This window comes from Candidatus Zymogenaceae bacterium (genome assembly GCA_016931225.1).
GTDB lineage: Bacteria > Desulfobacterota > Zymogenia > Zymogenales > Zymogenaceae > JAFGFE01.
In genome coordinates this window covers 1-14,861 of sequence record JAFGFE010000017.1, presented here as the reverse complement: position 1 = coordinate 14,861, position 14,861 = coordinate 1, and the positions used below count along the sequence as shown (strand labels likewise).

13 protein-coding genes and 2 rRNA genes are annotated in these 14,861 nt (G+C 54.2%); 10 read left to right on the top strand and 5 right to left on the bottom strand.

Annotated features, from left to right (window positions below; genetic code table 11):
- The first annotated feature begins 234 nt into the window (after positions 1-234).
- The 4 genes from JW885_07075 to JW885_07060 all read left to right on the top strand — a co-directional run bounded on the left by JW885_07075 (position 235) and on the right by JW885_07060 (position 4,461).
- On the top strand, positions 235-1,686 hold the full coding sequence (locus tag JW885_07075; GenBank protein MBN1881918.1) for a hydroxymethylglutaryl-CoA synthase family protein: 1,452 nt from the start codon (positions 235-237) through the stop codon (positions 1,684-1,686).
- Positions 1,687-1,718: 32 nt separating this feature from the next.
- Entirely contained in the window at positions 1,719-2,921 is a 1,203-nt protein-coding gene (locus JW885_07070; GenBank protein ID MBN1881917.1) for an acetyl-CoA acetyltransferase, read from the top strand.
- Positions 2,922-3,079: 158 nt separating this feature from the next.
- Positions 3,080-3,298, top strand: coding sequence for a hypothetical protein (locus JW885_07065; protein ID MBN1881916.1), 219 nt, complete (start codon positions 3,080-3,082; stop codon positions 3,296-3,298).
- A gap of 59 nt (positions 3,299-3,357) precedes the next feature.
- Positions 3,358-4,461: a PQQ-binding-like beta-propeller repeat protein gene (locus JW885_07060; GenBank protein ID MBN1881915.1), complete on the top strand. Its 1,104-nt coding sequence runs from the start codon at positions 3,358-3,360 to the stop codon at positions 4,459-4,461.
- A 233-nt stretch (positions 4,462-4,694) separates the two neighbouring features.
- On the opposite strand, the gene JW885_07055 is transcribed toward JW885_07060, so the two are convergent.
- Positions 4,695-5,987 (bottom strand): amino acid permease, encoded by a 1,293-nt coding sequence (locus JW885_07055; protein ID MBN1881914.1) that lies wholly within the window; start codon positions 5,985-5,987, stop codon positions 4,695-4,697.
- A 438-nt stretch (positions 5,988-6,425) separates the two neighbouring features.
- Here JW885_07055 and JW885_07050 point away from each other — a divergent pair, with 438 nt between their 5' ends.
- Entirely contained in the window at positions 6,426-6,596 is a 171-nt protein-coding gene (locus tag JW885_07050; GenBank protein ID MBN1881913.1) for a FeoB-associated Cys-rich membrane protein, read from the top strand.
- A gap of 35 nt (positions 6,597-6,631) precedes the next feature.
- On the opposite strand, the gene JW885_07045 is transcribed toward JW885_07050, so the two are convergent.
- On the bottom strand, positions 6,632-7,828 hold the full coding sequence (locus JW885_07045) for a cation transporter (GenBank protein MBN1881912.1): 1,197 nt from the start codon (positions 7,826-7,828) through the stop codon (positions 6,632-6,634).
- A 683-nt stretch (positions 7,829-8,511) separates the two neighbouring features.
- Between JW885_07045 and JW885_07040 the strand changes: the two genes are divergently transcribed.
- From JW885_07040 to JW885_07030, 3 genes are all read left to right on the top strand, one after another.
- Positions 8,512-8,994, top strand: coding sequence for a hypothetical protein (locus tag JW885_07040; GenBank protein ID MBN1881911.1), 483 nt, complete (start codon positions 8,512-8,514; stop codon positions 8,992-8,994).
- Between the two features lie 37 nt (positions 8,995-9,031).
- Complete coding sequence (locus JW885_07035; protein ID MBN1881910.1) at positions 9,032-9,478, top strand: hypothetical protein; 447 nt, start codon at positions 9,032-9,034, stop codon at positions 9,476-9,478.
- A 505-nt stretch (positions 9,479-9,983) separates the two neighbouring features.
- Positions 9,984-10,379 carry a hypothetical protein gene (locus JW885_07030; GenBank protein ID MBN1881909.1) on the top strand — a complete coding sequence of 132 codons (396 nt, stop codon included), beginning with the start codon at positions 9,984-9,986 and terminating at the stop codon, positions 10,377-10,379.
- A 472-nt stretch (positions 10,380-10,851) separates the two neighbouring features.
- On the opposite strand, the gene JW885_07025 is transcribed toward JW885_07030, so the two are convergent.
- Positions 10,852-12,174: a Glu/Leu/Phe/Val dehydrogenase gene (locus JW885_07025; GenBank protein ID MBN1881908.1), complete on the bottom strand. Its 1,323-nt coding sequence runs from the start codon at positions 12,172-12,174 to the stop codon at positions 10,852-10,854.
- Positions 12,175-12,497: 323 nt separating this feature from the next.
- Here JW885_07025 and JW885_07020 point away from each other — a divergent pair, with 323 nt between their 5' ends.
- Together JW885_07020 and JW885_07015 are read left to right on the top strand one after the other, a co-directional pair.
- On the top strand, positions 12,498-13,508 hold the full coding sequence (locus tag JW885_07020; protein MBN1881907.1) for a DUF128 domain-containing protein: 1,011 nt from the start codon (positions 12,498-12,500) through the stop codon (positions 13,506-13,508).
- Positions 13,509-13,648: 140 nt separating this feature from the next.
- Positions 13,649-14,089, top strand: a complete 441-nt coding sequence (locus JW885_07015; GenBank protein ID MBN1881906.1) for a hypothetical protein — start codon at positions 13,649-13,651, stop codon at positions 14,087-14,089.
- Between the two features lie 320 nt (positions 14,090-14,409).
- Here the strand turns inward: JW885_07015 and rrf are convergent.
- Both rrf and JW885_07005 read right to left on the bottom strand, forming a co-directional pair.
- Positions 14,410-14,526 (bottom strand): 5S ribosomal RNA (gene rrf / locus JW885_07010).
- A gap of 116 nt (positions 14,527-14,642) precedes the next feature.
- Positions 14,643-14,861: ribosomal RNA gene (locus tag JW885_07005) — 23S ribosomal RNA — on the bottom strand; the annotation flags it as partial.

Here is a 14,861-nt window from a genome sequence, read left to right as displayed (position 1 = left end):
AAGAAAAGACTTGACAAAAGACACTACATATACTAAAAAACTTCCGAGGGAAACTCATTTTTTTCGGTATTCCGCGAGTCTTCCCGGATGGAAGAAGCAGGGAACCGATAACACCTTTTTTTGGTTTTCTACTCGTTCTCCCGCATTACCGGTCAGGAAGCCGCATCCGGCATGCGGGAAGGGTGCTGAAAGAATCACATAGTCGCGCAACTTCATTGAAAGGAGATTTGGCGTATGGTTGGAATTACATCTTTCGGAGGTTACATTCCGAGGTACAGAATCAATCGCGGCACAATTTTCGGAGCCATGGGCTGGTTCAATCCGGTAACGATCGCTGTGGCACGGGGTGAAAAGTCGGTTGCAAACTACGACGAAGACTCCCTGAGCATGGCCGTGGCCGCAGGTATTGACGCCCTTAACGGCATCGGCCGCGACAAAATCGACGGGATTTACCTTGCCTCCACAACCCTTCCCTACAAGGAACGCTCCTGCGCCGCCATTGCCGCGGCAGCGCTGGATCTCAGGGAGGATGTGAGGGTGGCCGATTTTACCGAGGCGGTCAAGTCCGGCACCACGGCCACCATCGCGGCCCTGGACGCCGTCAAGGCGGGCGAGGCCAACAACATCATGGTAAGCGCCGCCGACTACCGAATGGGTAGGATGGGCAGCATGGTCGAGCAGTTCTACGGCGACGGCGCCGCCTGTCTTGTCCTTGGCAACAAGGACGTGGTTGCCGAATTCAAGGGTTCCTACTCGGTATCCTTTGACTTCGTCGATCATTTCCGATCCGAAGACGCCCCCTTCGACAGAACCTGGGAAGAGCGCTGGATCAGGGACATGGGCTACAGCAAGTTCATCCCCCAGGTGCTGAAGGGATTGTTGGAAAAGACCAAAACGAAGCCCGAGGCAATCAATCGGGTCGTCTATCCCTGCTATTTCGGCCGGGATCACGGCAAGCTCGCAACATTGGTGGGCATCTCCGCCGAGGCCATCCATCCGAACATGCACGACGTCTGCGGAGACACCGGAACGGCCCATCCCCTGGTGATGATGGTCAGCGCTCTGCAGGAAGCGAAGCCCGGAGACAAGATCATTATGGCGAGTTTCGGCAGCGGTTGCGACGCCCTCCTGTTCGAGGTGACCGACAACATCAAGAAGCTCAAGGGCATCTCCGGCATCAAGGGATCGCTGGAGTACAAGGCCGATCTGGCCCCGTACGAAAAATACGCGGTCTTTCGGGACATCATCCCCATGGAGTTGGGCATCCGGGGCGAGGACTCGGCCTGGACGGCATTCTCCACCCTGTGGCGCAAGCGCAAGGCTGTTTTCGGACTGGTGGGCACCAAGTGCACCGAGTGTAACACGCCCCAGTTCCCGCCCCAGCGCATCTGCGTCAATCCAGACTGCGGCGCCGTGGACAAAACAGAAGACTACCGCTTTTCCGACAAGGAAGGCACACTCTTCTCCTACACCGGCGACATGCTTGCGTTCTCCTTCGATCCGCCTCAGGTATATGGCATCACCCGCTTCAAGGGCGGCGGTACACTCTGGACAGACCTCACCGACTGCAAGATCGAAGACCTCAAGGTCGGTATGAAAACCAAGATGAGCTTCCGCAGGAAGTACTATGACCCGAAGCGGGGCATCTCCGGCTACTTCTGGAAGATCGTTCCGGTGATCGAATAGGGACACATTGATCAAAAGAATGGAGGTATAGCATGCCAAGCGGTATTAAAGATAAGGTGGCCATCCTGGGAATGGGATGCACCAAGTTCGGGGAACGATGGGACATGTCCGAAGAGGACCTGATCGTCGAAGCGTATTTGGAGGCCATGGAGGATGCGGGCATCGAGAAAAAAGACATCGAAGCGTCCTGGTTCGGCTCCTGCTTTGACGAGGTCAACGTCGGCAAGAGCGCCATCACCCTCCCCATGACCCTCAAACTCCCCTTTATCGGCGCCACCCGTGTGGAAAACTTCTGCGCCAGCGGCACCGAGGCTTTCCGGGGCGCGGTCTACGCCGTCGCCGCAGGGGCCTGCGACATCGCCCTGGCCCTGGGCGCCGAGAAACTGAAAGACACCGGCTACGGCGGTCTGCCGGACTTCGGCACCGCCATGGGGACGTTTTTCCGTCTCTTCATGCCCAACGCCACGGCCCCCGGCTCCTTCGCCCTGATGGCCACCGGCTACATGGCAAAATACGGCGTCAGCCCGGACGACCTGAAGACGGCTCTGGCGAAGATTTCCGCCAAGAGCCATGCAAACGGCGCCCTGAATCCCAAGGCTCACCTGCAAAAAGCGGTGACCGTGGATCAGGTCATGAACGCGCCGATGATCGCGTGGCCCCTGGGACTGTTCGACTGTTGCGGCGTGTCCGACGGAGCCGCCGCCGCCATCGTTACCACCCCGGAAATCGCCAAGAAGCTGAAACCCAACACCGACCCGGTGCTGGTCAAGGCGCTGCAGATCGCCATCACATCCGGCGAGGAGATGTGGTACACCGACTGGGACGGCGCCCACGTGGAAACCACCTACAGGGCCGGCCAGAAAGCCTTCGCCGAGGCGGGCATCAAAAAACCGAGGGAAGAGCTGAGCATGATGGAAGTGCACGACTGCTTCTCCATCACGGAGCTCGCCACCTACGAGGATTTGCAGATATCCCCCAGGGGAAAGGCCATCGACGACATCAACGACGGTTTTTACGAGCTGAGCGGGAAGATACCCTGCCAGCCCGACGGCGGTCTCAAGTGCTTCGGTCATCCCATTGGGGCTTCGGGCATCCGTATGCTCTATGAGATGTACCTGCAGCTCAACGGCCGTGCCGGTGATCGTCAGATTAAGGATCCCAAGCTGGGCCTGACCCACAACCTGGGCGGATTCCCCGCCATGAGCGTCTGCTCGGTTGCGATCGTCGGAAAATAATTCCGATAATACATCGTGATCAAACGGGAAGCGCATGAGCGCTTCCCGTTTTTTTTAAGCTCGAAATAACACGAAAAACCGGTTGACACGTCATCCCGTCGTCCGTATGATGAAATCAATCATTCATACAACCCCGATATCCTGAGGAGGTGTCGCCAATGTTTTCCGATATCGCCTATACAAGTATATTTGGTATCTACTTGGTACAGCTTCTCGGCATACTCACCTTCTTATCGATGCTTTTTACCGCGTCAATTTCCATACTCAACAGGAGAAAGATCAGGTGGATCCCATTTAGATGGCATTCCCGCTCGGCATACGTCACCATCGTCGTCGCCGTCTGTCACGGGCTGTTGGTACTCCTCTCCCGCCTGTAAATCGCATCATCATCACCATGGATATCCCCTCATAAAAAAGCAAAAGGGAGCTGAAAATAATGAAACGATTGTGTCTTTTTCTCGCCGCCCTGGCGCTCACCCTGGCACCGCCGGCGGTCTTCGGAGACCCCCTGACGTCTATCGGTTCCATGTTCCGAAACAGGCCGAATCACAGCGGCTATTATGACGACCGGGGTGTCACCGATGTCAGGGATGTGCTCTGGAAGGCCCGGGCCGACGGCGAGATCGTTTCGACCCCGGCGATCTGGGCCGGTGTCGTGTACGTGGGAAGCGATGACGATCACCTCTACGCCATCAATGCACACACCGGCGTCACCACATGGCGCTTCCGGGCCGAGGATGATATTTCCTCATCTCCAGCCAAGGCGGGGGATTTCGTGTTTTTCGGCTGTGAGGATGAATATTTCTACGCCCTCGACAAAGATACGGGACTTGAAAAATGGCGGTTCAAGACCGAGGGAAATGTGCTCTCCTCCCCGGTGGTGGAAAACGACGTCGTCTATTTCGGCAGCAATGACGACTTCCTCTACGCCGTGGAGGCCGCCACCGGCATGGAAAAGTGGCGGTTCAAAACCGAGGGTGACGTGAGGTCGTCCCCGGCCGTCGCCGGCGGGATTGTCTTTTTCGGGAGCATGGACGACCATATATACGCCGTGGACGCGGCCACCGGTATTGAAAAATGGCGTTTCGCAACCGAGGGGGGCGTCCACTCGTCCCCGGCGGTAGTGGATAACGTGATCTACTTCGGTAGCGACGACGGCTGTCTCTACGCCCTGGACGCCCGCACCGGCATGTCGAAATGGCGCTTTGAGGCCGGAGAAAAAATCCGCTCGTCCCCGGCGGTGTCGGGTGGACTCGTGTTCATCGGCTGCGACAACGGCGTCCTCTACGCCGTGGATGCGAAGACTGGGGCATCCTCGTGGCAGCAGACCACCGGAGACGCCGTCTCCTCCTCTCCGGCGGTGGCCGGAGGTGTCGTCTATATCGGATCCGATGACGGAGGGCTTTACGCCTTCACCGCCGTGGACGGCGCCCCGCTGTGGGTCTATCGCACCGAAGACACAGTCCGCTCATCCCCGGCGGTCCGGGACGGCCTCGTCGTCTTCGGAAGCAGCGACGGCTTTCTCTACGGGCTGAAATAACAGATGGTCTGTTGCATAAAAAATGCAAAAATGCGGGGAGTGAGTTACACAGTGACGTCAGTCACTCTGTCACCGTTTCGAGCAGGCTTTCGGCGTCCGTGAGGTTAGAGGTATCGACCCAGTTCAGCCCCGCCAAAAACAATTGAGGCCGGCATATCCGCCGGCCTCTTTATTTCTCTATGACATCCCTTTCGCGCTCGTTGGCGCCGCCCATCTCCTTCGATGCTCACCGTTTACTCACGAAGCCGGATCTCCCGCTTGACCAGCCGAAAGCCGCCCTCTATGATCACCGCCAGACCAACCAGCACCGCCAGCACCCACAACCTGGGGGGCGCGGTCCGTGCCGTCTGCCATACGAGCGCGCCCAGCGCCCCGATGCACGCTCCGGCCCCCGCTAAGGAGATCCAGCCGCGGCTGTCTGTTCGGGACGCGGAGAGCGTGTTGGCTATATTGACGGCGGCAAAGATCAACAGGAACCCGGCACTGCCCACCGTCGCGATGCTCGACAGGTCAAGGAGGTTGGCCACAAGCAGCGTCAGTACCGTGGTAATCACCAGCCCCGCAACCGGCTGATTCCAGACCTTGCGCTCGAGTATCACCGGCAGCTCGCCATCACGGGCGATGCTGTAGCTCAGGCGGGCCGAGCCGTAGAGCGTCGCATTAATAGCGGAAGCCGTGGACAGCATTGCCGCAATCGCGATCAGCGTAAAACCCGCCGGTCCGAGAAACGGTCGGGCCGCCTCCGCAAGCGCGTAATCCCGGGCCGCCACGATTGTATCCACCGGGAGATTGCCCACGGTGACAATCGAGACCAGCACGTACAGCACGATCACAAATCCCACCGCTATGTAATAGGCGCGCGGCAGCGTCCGTTTCGCATCCCGCACATCGCCCGCCGTATTGGCGATCAGCTCGAACCCCTCGTAGGCAAGAAAGATGATCATCCCCCCCGCCACCAACTGAAGCGGAGGAGACCACGTGTCGAGCGCGATCCGAGTGGCATCGACACCGGCGAGACCGACGCCGATGAAGGTCAGCAGGATCGCTACCTTCAATAATACAATCCAATCCTCCGCTTTGCCGATCAGCTCTGCGCTGAGGAGGTTCAGGCCGGCGATGAGGATCACGCTGAGACTGATCAGCACATGTTTGCCGATCACCTGCAACCCCGGAGACAGGAATGTCGCACCGTAGCTGCCGAACGCCACCGCATAGAGCGACAACATCACCACGTAACTCAGCCATAACAGCAGATTCAGACTTCCGGTGAACATCCCGGCGCCGAACACGCGGTCCAGGAAGACGACCGTCCCCCCGCGGCTCGGGTATGTGACGGAAAGCTTCGCGTAGGAATAGGTCGTCAGCAGCGCCACCACCCCCGCCATCATAAAGGCCGCCGGCGTCCCGCCGTGCGCCAGCTCCACCGCCAGCCCCAGCACCGCAAAGATACCGCCGCCGACCATCCCGCCGACACCGATGGAAACCACCGCCAGCAGACCGATCTTTCCGTCGTCCGTTTTTTTCATGGTCCGGTCGTTCCCCTGTGTTCAAACGTCCCTTTCATGCCATCTTGGATCGTTCGTGGATCAGGCAATGCCTCCCCGGGTTCGTCATATCGAATTCGCCGCGCCGCCACACGTCGTCGGAACTCCCTACCCGGAGATCGGCCGTCAGACAAGTGTATCACCCGACGGCCCCGTAAATCAACCGGGAACTCGTTCCCGCGAGGTCCGCTCGGGTCACTACGGAAATGTTTCCCGTCCCTCCCGCACCGGATATGGGGATTCCAAATCCCCCGCGTTTCCTTTCGCCGTGCACCGCTCCCGCATCCGCAATCCCTAATCGGGGCGGCCGGGAAATATCGCCCCCGATTTGAAAAATCACCCCCAGATATGGCAAAATGGGTACAAGAGGATTATACTATTAATATGATTTTTATTTGACACGCAACCATCGGGGGAGTCATGGGAGCCGTCGGCGAATACATCATCATCGGGTTTCTGTTGCTCTTCGCACTGGCCTATCTCGTCCGCCGTATGAGGCGTACGGTCCGCTCGGTGAAGAAAAACGACGTCTGCAAACACTGCCCCTACGCCGGGGACGGCTGCGGGAAAGACCCCGCCGACTGTCGATAACCTCCACTCCGATCCTTTAAAGTCTTTCTCTTTCGTCAAAATGCGTACTTCGGCGTCACGGAGAAGGTGCAGTATTCGACGTGTTCAATCTGTCGCTTTACCTCTTTCTCCAGAGACGCCGCCAGCTCGCCGTATTTCATCTCCGGCACCGAAAGGGCGGCGTCGATATCCGCCACGATGATGATCTTATCATCGCCTGTTCCCACCACTCGAAATCCGTGAAAGCCGGCGACGTCCTCCATCCCGTCCACGATCCGGGCGAACCTCTCCTCCAGCGCTTTAATCTCCGGAGTCCGCTCCATCAGCGGATCGGCGTGACACACCGCGTCCCCCCCGAACTCCTCCGCCAGCCTGCGCTCCACCCTTTCTGCCGTGCCGTGCATCCTACGGGTCGAGAATTTCTCCGGCATCTCCGCGTGCAGCGAAACCAGGGAAAACGACCCGTAATCGTGCACGATGATCTCGTGCACCCCCTCCACCCCGTCCACATCCGTGGCGGCCTTTCTGATACGGTCTATCATCTCGGGACTCGGGGCCTGTCCCAGAAGCGGCACCAGGGCTTCTTTGGCATGGGCGAATCCCAGGTACATCAGCCACAGCGCCACGACCGCGCCCAGGTACCCGTCGATCGCGGACACATGAAATATGTGTCCCGCAACGAGGCCTGCTATAACCGCCAGGGTAATGACCGCCTCGATGAGCTGGTGGGCGGCGTTTGCCAGAATGGAATGGGAGTGAATCCGCTCCCCCAGATAGCGGATGAATCGATATAAAAACTGCTTGACGACGATCGTGGCCCCCAGAATCCAGGGAAGCGCGTTCCAGTAGTGCACCTCGTGGGGCTCGGCGATCTGGTGTACCGCAGCCTCCCCCACCTGGATACCGATGACGAGGAGAAATATCGACATCACCAGCGGGGCGATATGCTCCATCCGGCCGTGACCGAAGGGGGTTTTTTCCGTGGCGGGGCGGGAGGCGATGATGAAGCTTGCCACCAGGACGATGGAATTCGCCACGTGGGAGAGGAGGTGAAACGCGTCGGCGATCACCGAAACGGAATCCGCCATGATCCCCAGCACCAGCTTCACGACAAACAGGATGATCGTGGCGATGATCGACGATAACCCCGCCACCAGGCCGTAGCGAAGCCGCACGTTTTTATTCTTCGTGTTGTCAAAATCCGGGATCAGCCGCTTCGCGACGCCCCGGTTCACTCCATCCAAGAATGCCATATATTTACCCCTCTTTGAGAATGATTCTTAATAATAACATGAATATGTCAATCCAACAACAGAGGAGAAAACAGTATCATTTTGTTTTGTCATTTATATTCTTTTCTTTGTATAAAAGAGCCAGCGCCTCCTCCATCAAGATACCCCCGTTTTCCCGAACAGAACAGGGACGTATCGAGATCCGTCAAATACACGAAAAGACGGGAGCACGAAACCATGTAATTGCATTTATAACGTACTCTCTCGGAAGTCTCACGGTGGCTCAGTTACGGCTCAATACTCTATGTTATCCACCCGCTTTTGAAGATACATGAGAAAAATAATAATCTTACCGACGGATCTCGTTTTTTACTTGATATATTGATAAAGAATCAAGATAATTTTATATTGAATAGATCATGAATATTCTATCGACAAAATAAAAAAGTGAAGCTTCTTTTATGGCTACAGTTGATCTCACAACATGTAAAAACAGGAGTTGAAAAATGTGGTGCCGTAAGTCTTTTCTGGTTATTCTTTTCGTACTGCCGGTTGCCTTGTTGATTTCAGGCACTGCCTTTGCGATAACCGAGAGCGGATATCTCAATGGTCCGGGATCGTCCTACACATTCACGGTAAACGCCGGCAGTAGCGCCTTTGTGGAAGTACCTTTCAGTTACCCTGTCGGTCAGGTGGATTTCTGGGTGAAAGTCACGGGTCCGGACGGCTACACGATCCTCGGAAATTATGACCTGGACAACGGGAACATCATCCAGCTTATGGGAGGCGGTACCTTCTATCTCACCATCTTCTCTAACAGAGGGAGCGGCTACTGGAACGCCTCGTACAACCTTGCAAGCGGAGGTGCACCGATCGGGAGCAAAGATGTCATCGTGAACATCGGCCCTGACGTGGAAATGAACGGCAACGTGATCTATGGATACCTGCAAGAGGGCGGCTGGGACTGCATGTGGTCGTTCGAGGTGTACAAGGATGAGCTCGAAGTCGTTTTCAGTTATCCGAAGGGTTACGTCGATTTCTGGGTGGAGGTGACCGGAGAAAACGGACAGGTGCTCGGAAACTTCGACCTGGACAACGGAGAAATCATTCGGCTGACGGGGGGGCGTATATTTTACATGAGGGTCTATACAAAATCGGGGCAGGGCAACTGGTCATGCACATGGTAGGCTGATGAACAACCTCTTCATTCTCAGGAAGATTCGAATGAAAACTATCTTCATCAAGGCGGCTGTTCTGGTGTCCCTCTTCATTCTTGTTGCGGGACCGACTGTTTTTTCGGCTGATATGAACACATTAACCATCGAGGTGTGTCACGGTGGATTCATTCCCCTTGATCACGCCAACGGTATGGTGTTCGCGGTTCGGGTGGTATCCGATACTTCTCTCACGATCGAAAACCTGACCATAGACACAAGGTGGTGGGATTCGATATATACGCTTCACTACCCTTACGTCGACACCAAAGTAATCGCCACCGACGAAATTGAATGCCAGGACACGCCGGATGTCATCTCCATAACCGGGGCAGAGGGAACAATCGACGGCGTCAGGTACGATTTGACGGGGAATATCTTCGTCGTGAGCCCTGACGGAATGGGAATCAGCCCGGTTGATTACCCGGTGAAATCCCTCGCTGTGACAGCGGAATAAAAGGATTTCACATTACATCTCCTTGTTTCATGTGAGGACTTCCCCATGAACTTCGATCCGGGATTTTTCCCGTTCCCGAGGTTGAAGGAGACATTCGAATATTCAAAAACAGGCCGGCGATATGCCGGCCTTTCTCATGTATCCCTCTTGGTATCAAACCATCACCCTTTCAAAATTTGAAATCAGGCACATTATAAAATATCGATTCGTCAGATAAATATAATGAGACAACGAGATTTTCTACTTGTACAACCGTCCGCAAAGTCCGTAATTTTCTCAGATGACGTTTTCGTGCGTGTTCGCATCCATATACCGTCTCTCTGAAAAGACGGCCTTGAAATAATTGCCTTGACTTATAGCAATATTAACATTACAATTAACTAAATAATATCTCCTTGATATATTTCAATTTAAGACAATCGTATTGGGCAATGGCCATAATTATTGATCGTCAGAGACATTCTTTTCATCGTCTCTTAACACAACACTAGAAGGAGGTGTAACGATGAAGCACACGGTGTCGAAAAACAGCCTATATGAATTTCAAGTTGATGTGGAGAAGAACAGGATTTATTTTACACCCGTAGGGGACTGGGATTCACCGCATGATGTACCGAATTACATCGAGGATATTAACAAGTGCATCAACATGGTCAGAAGTGGTTACACGGTTTTGTCTGATATCACTCACCTCGGCGTTCCTTCCCCTGAGGTAAACAATCTACACAGCGAAGCACAGGAGATGATGCGTCAATCGGGCCAGCGAAAGGCCGCTATCGTGAACAGAAGCATGACCATGAACATTCATCTTGACAAGGTGTATGATAAAGTCGGTAAGGATCAATTTCAAATGGGAACGTTCAACAACCTCGAAGACGCGGAAAAATGGTTGGATACGTAACCATTCATACCTTTTCCATATCATTATGCACATATATTGCCCATGGGATAAATTCCTTGGGCTTTTTTTTCAGTCGAAACGAACGAATCAACCGAACCATCCGACAATACCATGCAGCACCCCCTCCTAACCGAAGGTACGCGCTGCACGCTGTTTCAGGGCCGCCCGGATCCACCGACGACATCGACACCGATGAAGTATACAGCGGCAAATTCTCATATATCCTATTACAGGATTCCGGTTCACCGATGCATCCCGGGTACTGACATCCGATATCTATAAGACAAGCTTGACCCTCGAGGAATCCAGCGATACGATTAGCAGCCTCACCCGATAATGATTCGGATAGCGACCGATCAATAAAAACCCCCGAAGGGATATCCATTCGGGGGTTTCGAATATCGTACGGGCGATGCCTTTTTGAAACAGCGTCGATGTGCGTCGCCCTCGACATGTATTATCTTCTTTAGTATCAATTGATCCAGCCGCGGCAGCGCATCGCCTCGGTCACTCGGTCCACCGCAAGTACAGAGGCCGCCCGACGCATATCGAGGCCGTATTCCTGGGAAGCATGATACACGCTGTGGTAGGCCTCGGTCATCTTCTGATCCAGCCTCTTGTGCACCTCGCTTTCCTCCCAGTAGTACATATAATAATTCTGCACCATTTCAAAATAGGAAACGGTCACACCGCCGGCGTTGCACAGAAAATCCGGGATAATATGGACACCGTTTTCGATGAGTATCGCGTCCGCCTCCGGCGTCGTCGGTCCGTTGGCCAGTTCCGCCACGATACGGGCCCGAACATCTCCTGCGTTTTTTTGAGTAACTGCATTTTCGATGCCGGCCAGAATCAGAATATCCACATCAAGACCGAAGATTTCCTCATTTGGAATCACCTCACAGTCAGCCGCGCCGCACACCGAACGATGAAGCCGTTTATGCTGTAATACCGCCTCCGGATTAAGTCCCCTCTTTGAGTATACGCCGCCGCCGGTATCGCTGACCGCCACTACGGTACTCCCGAAAAGGTCTCGGATAAGCCAGGCTGCAAATGAACCCGCGTTGCCGAATCCCTGCACCGCCACCCGGGCTCCGTCGAGGTTCATTCCGAGCATCTTGGCCGCCTCACGTATGGTATACATACCACCACGGGCGGTGGCATCGAGCCGTCCCTGCGATCCGCCCACGCAGATCGGCTTTCCGGTAACAACGCCGCAGCCGTTTTTTCCCACGATGCGGGAGTACTCGTCCATCATCCACGCCATCACCTGGGGATTGGTTGAGACATCCGGTGCAGGGATGTCTCTATCCGGACCTATGATCGGAGCTATGGCCCGAACGTATTCCCTACTGAGCCGCTCCAGCTCCGATGGAGACAGTTCACGGGTGTCGCACACAACACCTCCCTTACCGCCGCCCAGGGGAAGTCCCATAAGGCTGCATTTCCAGGTCATCCATGTGGCAAGCGCCCGGACGGTATCGATCGTCTCGTCCGGGTGAAACCGTACGCCCCCCTTGGCGGGACCCCGGGCCATATTGTGCTGCACTCGAAAACCCTGAAATACCCTGGTTGTGCCGTCATCCATCGTGACCGGAATCGACACGGTCATTTCAAACATCGGGTTTCTCAAAAGCCTATGGGCCCCCGCATCCAGATTCATGAAGCTCGCACACTCATCGAGCTGCCTCTGGACGATCTCGAATGAATTCAATGTTTCATGTGCCGGCGTCTGTACCGGTTCTACAACGGTTCGAGATGTAACGGGATTCAGGTTCCCTGCGTGAGTTACCATCATGCGTTTCCTTGTGAAAGGTTTTATTAAGGATGTCGTCCCTCGTGGGATTCGCAACCAAAATTCTCACATCCAAATTTACCCCATATAATCAAGTTTATAGGCTTCTGTCAAGGAAATTCGGTATTATTACCGTTTATTTTAGTTGTTTCATTTTTCTCACTTTCTCCCTAATTTCAGGGGTCGTTCGATCAGTGATTTATCCTGTATTTACGACGATATATAAGGTATTTTAATCCATCAATTAAAAAAATATTATTTTATTGGAAATTTTTCCAATAAAATACTTGACATATGGTATTTTTTCCAATATGCTTTCCACCATGGAAAAGAAATATGAAAACAGATATCTCGCCATTATGAAGATCCTGCAGGATTCTCCCAAACCGGTCAGCAGCTTCGTCATCTCGTCCCAACTCTCCGCAATGGGACACAAGGTGGGGCCACGAAGCGTCCGGCTCTCCCTCCAGTACCTGGACGACTGCGGCTATACCGAGGCCCTGGGGCGCAAGGGAAGAATTATCACCGACAAGGGACGTCGGGAGCTTCTCTCCGCCAGGATCTTCGAGCGGGTGGGATTTATGTCGACGAAAATCGATCAGATGACCTATCGCATGAGCTTCGACCTCACGTCCAGAACCGGTACGGTCATCATGAATACCACGCTTATCGACAAGGAAAGATTCACCGATGCGATCCCTCTGATACAGTCGGTGTTCGAAAAGGGTTTTTCTATGGGCGAGCTTTTAACTCTGTTCGGGCCGGGGAGGCGTGCGGGCACCGTTGCGGTGCCTGAGGACTCTGTGGGCATCGGAACCATCTGCTCCATATCCCTCAACGGCGTGCTGCTTCGCCACTCCATCCAGACCCATTCACGATTCGGGGGACTGCTGGAGTTTGAAGAAGGGGCGGCCACCCGATTTTTACAGATCATCAACTACGACGGCACCACCATGGATCCGATGGAGATATTCATCAAGAGCGGTATGACCGACTACACCGGAACGGTGACCAGCGGCGACGGGATAATCGGCGCGAGCCTCAGGGAGATGCCCGCCGATTCCCGGGAGCTTGTCCTGAACCTGGAGCATGAAATGCGAAGGATCGGCCTGGGTGGATACCACACCGTGGGGCTTCCCGGAAACACGCTCATGGAGATACCCATCCCTGACGGGCGCATCGGCGCGGTTGTAATGGGCGGCCTCAATCCTGTGGCGATCCTGAAAGAGTGGGATATTCCCATCAGGCACGTCGGCGCCATGTCGGGGCTGGTGGACTTCCGTGAGTTTTTCCACTTTGAAGAGCTGGGAAAACGGGCGGGGGCGATGGTATAACCGATCGTGCGGAACGAATCCATAATTGAAGGAAAAAGATCTTTATATCATCGGGAACGTAAACACGTTGGGAGCCCGAACATTTCATCGGAGTACGGGTAGATGTACTGAAGAACAATACACATCGAGGGAATACTGGCATGATGAATAAAAGACTTGCATATCGATTGATGGGTATCGGAGGTATTGTCGAGCTCTTGATCGCTCTCCTCCATTTTGTATGGCCCTTTGAACTGGTCGAAACCGGTGAATTTGCCGATCTGACCGGGCATTACAGCGATCTCTTGTTTCTGAGTTCCGTTTCCATCGGCCTCTGTCTCCTTGTCTTTGGCATCCTCTCGATATACTTTTCGAGAATGCTGCGTTCGGGAGAAAAAACCGCGCTTGTCTACAGCGCCTCACAGTCGATCCTGTGGGGAGGGAGGGCGATAGGTGAGCTGTTCTTTCACGTATCGATACCGATGTATGTCATAGAAAATCCCACGATGTTCGTCCTGCCCCTGTCGCTTCTTTTGTGTCTGGTGTTTCTGTCCCCGCTGCTTCTGTGGAAGGCGTCCGGAAAAGGGAAGCACGTATCATAGCCCCCCCCTCATTCTTATCCACCCTTCGATGAGACAGTTGGTCTGGTCGTCAGAAGCTTCATGCGTCCCTTGATCCGACCGACCAGACCCGCCGAAAAAGGAAACGCGCCCTGTGGAATCGTCCATTGGGCTCGTTTTTTTAAATATACACCCCTTTCATTGATGTCTGACTCCTGACACAGTGATCTCCAAAACATTTTCTCTATTCATTAAAAAGAAAGATATTCCTCGAACTTTCAGGTTCTTTCAAGCTCCCTGATAATCCGGAAGGATGACAAAAGAAAAAGCCCGAGTTATATAACTCGGGCTTTTGAAATTAGATTCGGCGGCGACCTACTCTCCCACACGGTTACCCGTGCAGTACCATCGGCGCTGGTGAGCTTAACTTCTCTGTTCGGGATGGGAAGAGGTGTGACCCCACCGCCATAGCCACCGAAAACTGTATGTCAGAGATCATGTGTCCGGTGGTTAAACCGGACGTCCGGCCTTTGCCGGTCCTTTGAAAATCGCATAGGTATCTTTAGGGCAGACAAGGGACAAGATAAAAAATGGGATGGCCAAGCCTCACGGCCGATTAGTACTGGTTAGCTAAACGCATTGCTACGCTTACACACCCAGCCTATAATACCTTGTAGTCTACAAGGGGCCTTGAGTCTTCTAATGAAGAGGGATGTCTTATCTTAGGGTGGGCTTCCCGCTTATATGCTTTCAGCGGTTATCCCTTCCGAACATAGCTACCCAGCCATTACCGCTGGCGCGATAACTGGAACAC